This window comes from Streptomyces sp. NPDC001373 (assembly GCF_042895815.1).
Classification (GTDB): domain Bacteria; phylum Actinomycetota; class Actinomycetes; order Streptomycetales; family Streptomycetaceae; genus Streptomyces.
In genome coordinates this window covers 21,827-29,784 of record NZ_JBIAWQ010000035.1, presented here as the reverse complement: position 1 = coordinate 29,784, position 7,958 = coordinate 21,827, and the positions used below count along the sequence as shown (strand labels likewise).

6 protein-coding genes and 1 pseudogene are annotated in these 7,958 nt (G+C 68.8%); 2 read left to right on the top strand and 5 right to left on the bottom strand.

What is annotated here, in order from left to right:
• Window positions 1-248 precede the first annotated feature (248 nt).
• The 3 genes from ACFY15_RS35545 to ACFY15_RS35535 all read right to left on the bottom strand — a co-directional run bounded on the left by ACFY15_RS35545 (window position 249) and on the right by ACFY15_RS35535 (window position 2,251).
• Window positions 249-503 (bottom strand): hypothetical protein, encoded by a 255-nt coding sequence (locus ACFY15_RS35545; RefSeq protein WP_390826915.1) that lies wholly within the window; start codon window positions 501-503, stop codon window positions 249-251.
• Between the two features lie 77 nt (window positions 504-580).
• A complete protein-coding gene (locus ACFY15_RS35540; RefSeq protein WP_390826914.1) occupies window positions 581-1,036 on the bottom strand; it encodes a hypothetical protein in 456 nt (151 codons plus the stop codon).
• Window positions 1,037-1,078: 42 nt separating this feature from the next.
• Window positions 1,079-2,251, bottom strand: coding sequence for an amidase domain-containing protein (locus ACFY15_RS35535; RefSeq protein WP_390826913.1), 1,173 nt, complete (start codon window positions 2,249-2,251; stop codon window positions 1,079-1,081).
• A 441-nt stretch (window positions 2,252-2,692) separates the two neighbouring features.
• Between ACFY15_RS35535 and ACFY15_RS35530 the strand changes: the two genes are divergently transcribed.
• Complete coding sequence (locus ACFY15_RS35530; RefSeq protein WP_390826912.1) at window positions 2,693-3,532, top strand: IS5 family transposase; 840 nt, start codon at window positions 2,693-2,695, stop codon at window positions 3,530-3,532.
• 149 nt (window positions 3,533-3,681) lie between these two features.
• On the opposite strand, the gene ACFY15_RS35525 is transcribed toward ACFY15_RS35530, so the two are convergent.
• Window positions 3,682-4,335, bottom strand: a complete 654-nt coding sequence (locus tag ACFY15_RS35525; RefSeq protein ID WP_390826911.1) for a hypothetical protein — start codon at window positions 4,333-4,335, stop codon at window positions 3,682-3,684.
• Between the two features lie 260 nt (window positions 4,336-4,595).
• Here ACFY15_RS35525 and ACFY15_RS35520 point away from each other — a divergent pair.
• Window positions 4,596-4,742 (top strand): annotated as a pseudogene (locus ACFY15_RS35520) (WhiB family transcriptional regulator); the annotation flags it as partial.
• 733 nt (window positions 4,743-5,475) lie between these two features.
• Here ACFY15_RS35520 and ACFY15_RS35515 read toward each other — a convergent pair.
• The gene (locus tag ACFY15_RS35515; RefSeq protein ID WP_390826910.1) at window positions 5,476-7,926 is read right to left on the bottom strand and encodes a trypsin-like serine protease; all 2,451 of its coding nucleotides are present in this window, start codon (window positions 7,924-7,926) and stop codon (window positions 5,476-5,478) included.
• Window positions 7,927-7,958: the final 32 nt, after the last annotated feature.

The following is a 7,958-nucleotide window of genomic DNA, read 5'->3' as shown; positions in this document are numbered from 1 at the left end:
GGCAACCTTGCCGCAGCCGACCTCGGCCAGATCACCCGGGCCGTCAAGCGCAGGCTCAAGCAGATCCAGTACCGCCCGGACCTGGTCGACGGGTGTCTGGCCGGCACCGGCCTGATCACGGACAGCTGACCGACATCACGAATTCAAGTTCAGTACATCATCCGGCGGAGCAAGAATGCCGCCGACAAAGCGCCTCAAAGACCTCGTGAGCAGGGGAAACGCCGCCTGCCCCGCTCCGGCAGGCGGCATCACCGCAGGTGCAGGAAGCTCCGCACGTCGTCATAGCCGTCGACGGCGCGGCCGTCCACATCCGTCGGCTCCGCCTCAGCCCGCGCCGCCAGCGACTCCGCCAGGGCCAGGGCTTCATCGCTGAGACGGCCGAAGCGTCGAGCGGTGTCTCCCAGACACAGACCGGCCAGCCCCAGCAGCGGACTCCCCGGCACAGCCCGCGTCCCTACCTGCACGCACCAGAACTCGACGAAGTCCGCGTGGTCGTCGTTCAACGCGGTCCCGACCAGAACTCCCGCCGCCTCACCCTCTGCGGAGCGGTCACGGAGAGCCCGCTCCAACGTCTCAACCACTACTCCGTCGGCGACGGCCGTGACGTCTGTGCCGGTGTCTTCGGTGTGCCGCCCGGGTTCGTGCCCAGGACGACGTACCACGACTTCCCCTTCCGGGTTAGCGTCAGCGTCTCATTGACGGGCTGGCCCTTGTCGTCCGTCGCGCGGACCTGGGCGTCTGCCGTGTCCGGGCCGAACTCGTGACTAACCCGGACGTCGTCCACCTGCAGCTTGCGTCCGCCCTGCGCGGCGATCAGCTTCTGCGCCTCCTCCTCCGTCCCCGCATTCCCGGGCGGGCCGAGTTTCGCCAGGGCCTGCGGATCCCGGTCGTTGAGCGCCTTCACGTACGCGACCGCGGTGTCGCGCTCGTTTCTCGCCTTCCCCTGGTCACCGCCCCCGCCCCCGATGCTGTCGCACGCGGCCACGGACAGGACCGCGACCGCCGTCGCGCACACGATGCGAAGTGGTGTCTTCATGTCGCTCCAGAGGAAGGCGAGCCGGTCAACGACGGTGAACGATCAGGTGCGGTGCGCGTACCACGTCGTGTGCGGCCGCGCGGCGAGGAGGTTGGTGAGCTTGCGGTTGTGCGTGTTGTTCGTGTGGTAAGTCAGGTAGATCTCGTCGTTGCCCGAGAAGCCGGTCACGATCATCGTGTGGTCGATGGTGTTGTCACGGTCCCAGTCCGCCTGCAGTACGTCGCCCAGGCCCATCTGCCATACGTTGGACAGGATCCGGGTGCGCTGCGAGTACTTCGTGGCGAACCAGTACCAGTTCTCCGCACCCGCCCAGGTGTAGCTGGTGGTCCAGGTGTGGCCGCCGTAATACCACTTGTCCTTGTCCTTGCGGTCGAAGAACCCGCTGCCCTTCTGCTTCCAGCCACCGGCCTTCATGGCCTGCGAGATGAAGTTGGTGCAGTCGTTCCCATAGGTGCGGTAGCTGCCGTTGGGGTTCTTCCAGTAGCGGTTCGCATAGTTGACCATCGCCGTGTAGTTGTACCCGGCGGCCAGGGCGGTCTTGTCGTTCGCGGTGCGCTGCCCGGCCACGTGGTCGGTGGCGGAAGAGGCCGTGCGTCGGTCCTCGTTCTTCGCGCCTTCCGTAGGTTGCTCGGTCTTCGGCGGGGTGTTGTACGTGGTGACGTCCCCCGCGCCGAGGTCCGGGCGGTCCTCGGCGAGCACCCACCGGCCGACCGCGTCGCGCGTGAAGGTGAGCGTGTGGTCGAGGACGTACTCCTCGGCCTTGGGCTCGTCCGCCGAGCGGACGTTCGGGTAGAAGAGGCTCGTGCTCTCCGTCAGCCGGAGCGTGGCCTTGCCGCCCGTATGCTCCGCCTTGCCCGCGGTGACCGTCACCGCGGCGCCGGAGTAGCCGCCGCTGGCCTTCTCGTAGACGCGGCCCATCCCGGCGAGCCGGGCGAACTCCGTCGCGAGGCCCTTCCTGAGTTCCGGTGTGGCACGGTCGGGCACGAGCGGAGCCAGGCGGTGGGCTCCGGCCGTGGTGACCGAGTCGGCCCGCTGCTGCAGGTACGCGCGGGCGACCCCTGTCAGGTCCCGGACTTCGCTCCCGGCGAGCGGGCGGGGCTCCGCCGCTTCGGCGGACGCCCCGCTCCCGGCGGCTGATGCCGGTACGGCCGCGGTGAGCGCCACGACTGTCGCCGTGATCAACGCGTACGGTAACCTGCGAGCGATCTTGCTCATGTTTCCCCCTGTCGTGATGGCTGACGCCTGTACCAGACTGCTCTTGAAGGGGGCCCAGGAGACAGTAGGCGAGCCCTGACGGCCGAATTTCGACGCTGATTGGCGCGAGAGCGACTTAGTACTACAACGGTGTTTGTGGTGAGGGCTTGGGCAGGTCGGTCGTTGGTCAGTGCATGGGCGGGGAACTTGCTGATGCCCGGTCGTGGGCGGGTGAACTGAGTGGGCGTTCAGGGATAGTTTGTGGCGGTAGGCGAGGTTCACGGCTGCCAGGTCTGAGGTGTTTGCCCTGAACGCGCCTCCTTCGTGGCCGTCGCGCTCTCGAGGTGGACGCCCGTTTGCTCCGCTCCTTGTATGTGAAACCCGTTTGGTTCGAGGATGAGGCAGAAACGCCCAGCAGTGGCGGAACGGAACCGTCCGCCGCGTCCGTGATCACGCTGCGACATGAACCAGCGGAAGCCGTACCCCAGTGACCTGTCCGACGCCCGATGGGCCCTGATCGAGCCGACGTTGGCGGCCTGGCGGAAAGCCCGACTTGACCGCCGGCCCACCGGTCAGCCGCCCAAGGTCGAGTTACGTGATGTGTTCAACGCGATCCTCTATGTGAACCGCACGGGAATCCCCTGGAAATGCCTTCCTCACGACTTCCCGGGACACGGCACCGTCTACTTCTACTACGCCGCCTGGCGCGACGAGGGAATCCTCTCGCAGCTCAACTACGACCTGACCGGCCTGGCCCGCGTGAAGGAAGGGCGCAAGCCCGAGCCGACCGCCTCCGTCATCGACACCCAGAGCGTCAAGACCTCCACCAACGTGCCCCTGACCAGCCAGGGAACGGACGCCGCGAAGAAGATCGTCGGCCGGAAGCGCGGCATCCTCACCGACACAATCGGCCTCATCCTCGCCGTGACCGTCGCCGGCGCAGGCCTCTCCGAGAACGCCATGGGAATACGCCTCCTCGACCAGGCGAAAGAGACCTACCCGACCATCGCGAAAAGCTGGGTCGACACCGGCTTCAAGAACGCCGTCGTCGAGCACGGCGCCCAGCTCGGAATCGACGTCGAAGTCGTCAACCGCAACTCCGAAAAACGCGGCTTCCACGTCGTGAAAAGGCGCTGGGTAGTCGAGCGGAGTATCGGCTGGATCATGATGCACCGCCGCCTCGCCCGCGACTACGAGACCCTCACCACCAGCTCCGAAGCCATGATCCACATCGCGTCGATCGACAACCTCACCAAGCGCATAACGGACGAAACCACACCGACCTGGCGAGGAACCTACTAGGGCATACAGGGCAATATGCCTAGATCAAATGCCCTCTGAGTTCGAGGAGAAGCACTACGCCAACCAGACAACGACCGAACCAGTGAACCTGAAACCACGTCAACCCGCTCTGACCAGCTGATCAGCACCTCTCGCACAGCGGGGGAACCTCACGGCTGTGTCCACGCCTGCTTCGATTTCGACCAGGCCCGGTTGCTGTTCTCCCGGCGGCGGACGTGGAGGTGGGCGCCGCTGTAGTCGCAGCCCAGGGCCCGCGAGTCGGGAAGCAGGTGGCAGTCACTGCGGTGCAGGCCGGCCGCTTGGCCGCGGCGCAGCCCGACCCGGCCGAGCAGCAGCACGATCAGCCGGTCACGGGCGTTGCGGCACTCCAGGAACATCGCCACTAGCTCTTCGTCGGTGGCCCGGTCCACTTCAGCTTCCGGCTCCTGGCTCCGGTGGACAGCCCGCAGTCGGTAGGTCAGGCCGGAGTCTTCGCCCTGGGCCTCCACTGGCAGGTCCCGGCTATCCGCCAGCTCGTAGATCTGCCCGAGCACCGCCCTCGGTGCCTCACCGACCGACACCGCGTACGACAGCAGCCCCCGCACCGCCGTCAGCACGCCGTTGACCCTCCGCTCTTTGCGAGCCGGGTCGGCGCCGGGTCCCAGCACGATCGGCGCCGGGTCCTCATCCAGCGAGGACGGCGTGTACTTCAGCCAGACCATGAACAAGCCCAGGTCCCGCGCAGCGACGGACCAGTCGCGCCCGGTCGACCGGCACCACCGCAGGTACAGCGCTATGCCGCCGGCGTACGCCTTGGTCGTCAACTCGGACCGGCTTCGACCGAACCGCAAGAACCTCAGCCACTGATCAGCGATGAACACGACCTCGTAGTCGTCATCGACGACCGTCCAATACCGCACTCCAGAGGGCAATCTGACAGGAAAGGCACGCAATGCAACTCCATGATCCGACGGTTGATGCAACAACCCGCCACAGAGCCGCACACCCAGAGAACGATCTTCAGAAGATCAACATAGCCCTCCGGTGCAACGTCCCACCACACAGGATCAGCCCCCAGAGAAGCCGCCGATGCCCGGTCTTGGAGCGCTGCTTGGAGTGGGCTCTGGAAGGGGGCATGGACTGGGGCGTGTGTGGAGGCCTCACCGAGGAGGAACGGCGCGCCGTCAAGCGGCGCAGGGTCCGGGAGGCACGAGCTCGCCTCCACCCCTGACCTCGCCTGCCGTCGGTGCCCCTTTCCGGCAGGCTCACTCCACGCTGAGACAACGGCGGCGCCTACGATCGGGTATTGATCGCCCCGCCGCCGTCTCACCCGTCAGGCCCCGTTTTCTGGGGCAGACGGGGTACATCGCCCATTGCTCGCCTGTCCGAGATCGGATCCCTCGGGCACCACCCCTGGCTCAGGCACGGCACGCCGCGATGCCCGCTGGACGACCTGCACCTGGGACCGGGGAGGCGCTCGTTCGTGCGGTGTCCGGTGTGCTCGGCACGCGCAGGGCGGGGCTCATGTCTCCACCCTCGCCGTACCAGGTGTGCAACCTCCCGCGAGGCTCAGCGGAGGGCTCCCAGCCTTCCGGGCCGACGCTTCGCCACTCCACAAAGTCGGGGTCGGTGAGATCCACGTCCTCGGCGTTCTCCAGCCCGGCGGCCGCGAGGAAACCCGGATGTCTGCGGCCAGTGCGCCCTGATGGCGACGCCGTCGTAGCGCACCCGGCGCCAGCCCTGCCCGCCGGGCGGGTAGACGATCAGCATCGCGGACATGCGCCCAGCCTGTTCCCCTCGCTCCCCCTGGCACCGGGCCGCGCTCGAACGGTGAGGCAGCCACCACCTCTCGTACGCCAGCGCATACCGGTGTCAGCGGGCCGGGCCCACCTGCCCGTGCCGGCCGTGGGCATGCCCACGGCCGGCACGGGCCACCTCATCGAGCCACCTCCCTGGAGGAGGCGCTACTTCCTGGTGGTGGCGGTCAGGTCGGTCGTGCCCGAGAGGCCGCCCGGGAGTTCCTTCCACGCGGTGAACGTGCCGAGTCCGCTGACGAGGATCGAGCCCTGCACCTTGCCGGACGTGCCCACCGTGTAGACGTGGACGTTCTTGCCCGAGGCGGTGCTGGTCACCCGGCTGAGGCCGGTGCCGCCGGCATCGGTCCAGGAAGTGTTCCAGTGCCCGGCGTCGTAGTTGCCGTACTGGAGCCACAGTCCGCCGTTCGCGCCGACGATCTGGAGTTCGACGTTGTTGCCGACGAGGCCGGCGGCGATGTCCTTGGCCCCCGTGGCGCCGCCGGGCAGTTCGCCCCAGCCGGTCCACGAGCCGGTCCGCGTGTTGAGGTCGCGGCCGTAGACTCGGCCGTCGGCGACGGCGTAGAGGCGTACGGTCGATCCGGCCGCGAGGCTGGTCACGCTGGTCAGACCGGAAGCGGACACGTCGGCCCAGGCGGGGTTCCAGTGTCCGGCGTTGTAGTCGCCGACCTGGGTGTGCAGCGAGCCGCCGGAGCCGGCGATCTGGAGATAGACGACGTTGTCGACGATCGCGGCGGTGATGTCCCTCGCGCCCGCGGCTCCGCCGGGAACCTCGCCCCACTCGGACCAGGTGCCGGTGCGGACGTCGAGGTCGCGGCCGTACACCTTGCCGCCGGCGATGCCGTAGTAGCGGACGTGGTTCTCGGCGGTGACGCTGGTCAGACGGGTGACTTCCACCCCGCCGACCTTGGCCCACTGGGCACCGAAGGCGCCGGTGTCCAGGTCGCCCTGCTGGCTCCACAGCGTGCCCTGACCGCCTGCGGCCAGGGACACCTTGGCCGGAGCGGCAACGGCGACGGCGCTGACGTCGGCCGTGCCGGCGAGACCGCCAGGGAGTTCCTTCCACTCGGTCAGGGTGCCGGGGCCGCTCTGGAGGGTGGTGTTGAGGACCTTGCCGGAGGCGCCGACGGCGTAGACGTTGACGCTCTTGCCGACGGGGCTGCTGCTCAGGCGGGTGAGGTGGTCACCGCCCGCGCGGGTCCAGGCGGTGTTCCAGTGGCCGGCGTCGTAGTTGCCGTACTGCATCCAGAGCGCGCCGTCGCCCCCGACGATCTGGAGTTCGACGTTGTTGCCGACGAGGCTGGCGGCGACGTCCTTGACCCCCGTGGCGCCGCCCGGCAGTTCGCCCCAGCCGGTCCACGAGCCGGTCCGCGTGTTGAGGTCGCGGCCGTAGACGCGGCCGTCGGCGACGGCGTAGAGGCGTACGGTCGAGCCGGCCGCGAGGCTGGTCACGCTGGTCAGGCCCGATGCGGCGACCTGGGTCCAGGCGGCGTTCCAGTGTCCGGCGTTGTAGTCGCCGGTCTGGGTGTACAGCGAGCCGTCCGCGCCGGCGATCTGGAGGTGGACGACGTTGTCGACGATCGCGGCGGAGATGTCCCTCGTGCCGGCTGCCCCGCCGGGGATCTCGCTCCAGTCGGTCCACTGGCCCGTGCGGGTGTTCAGATCGCGGCCGTACACCTTGCCGCCGGCGATTCCGTACGCGCGCAGGTACTCGCCGGCGCGCAGGCTGGTCACGCGGGAGATGTCCTGGCCGTCGATCTTGCCCCAGGCCTGTCCGTACTCCCCGTAGCCCAGGTCTCCGGACTGCGCCCACATGGTGCCGCCGCCGCCGGCCAGGACGGATACCTGCGAGCCGTTGCGCGGCATGGTGATCCGGTCGATCCAGTCACCCAGGTTGTCGGTGCGGGCGGACACGGCACCGGTACGGGTCTCGGTGTCGGCGGCGCCGAGGCATCCGCCCTGCCAGGAGCGGCTGTTGACGCCGACCAGTTCGCCGGCGGCGTTGAGCAGGGGGCCGCCGGTGTCGCCCTTGCAGATCGCGTCGGTGCCCTTGCCGGTGAGGGTCAGCGTCGCCGGGTCGGTGGTGCCGGTGGTGAAGGTACCGGTGTGCAGCGTGCCGGGGACCCACTCCGTTTTCGTCCGGCCGAAGCCCGCTGCGGTCAGGTCGGTGCCGGTGGACGGGGCGGTGGTGGCGCGCTTGACGGGGGCGATGTCGGTGACGGGCGCGGCCAGGCGGGCGAGGACCAGGTCGCGGTCGGCGGCTCCGGCGGAGAGCTCGACGATCTCGCGGGACTGGCCGCCGGTGAAGGTGGCGGTGGTATTGCGCAGGGGCTGCCCGGCCGTGATCGCGTCGCCGGGCTTGGCGGCCAGGCACGCGGCGGCGGTGAGCACCCAGCGGGCGTTGACCAGGGTGGCGGTGCAGGCGCGGCCGTCGGCCTCGTCGCCGATGTTCAGCCTGGCGACGTAGGCGTACTGGCCGATGGGGGCCTCGGGGCCGCTGAGGGCCTGTGCGGAGCCGGTGGAGACGAGGCCTGCGGCGACCGCGGTGGCGGTCACGAGCAGGCCGGTCGTCCGTACGGAGCGCGGACGGGTTGCAACCATGGGTCTTCCTTCACAACGTGGTGCGCGGGCGC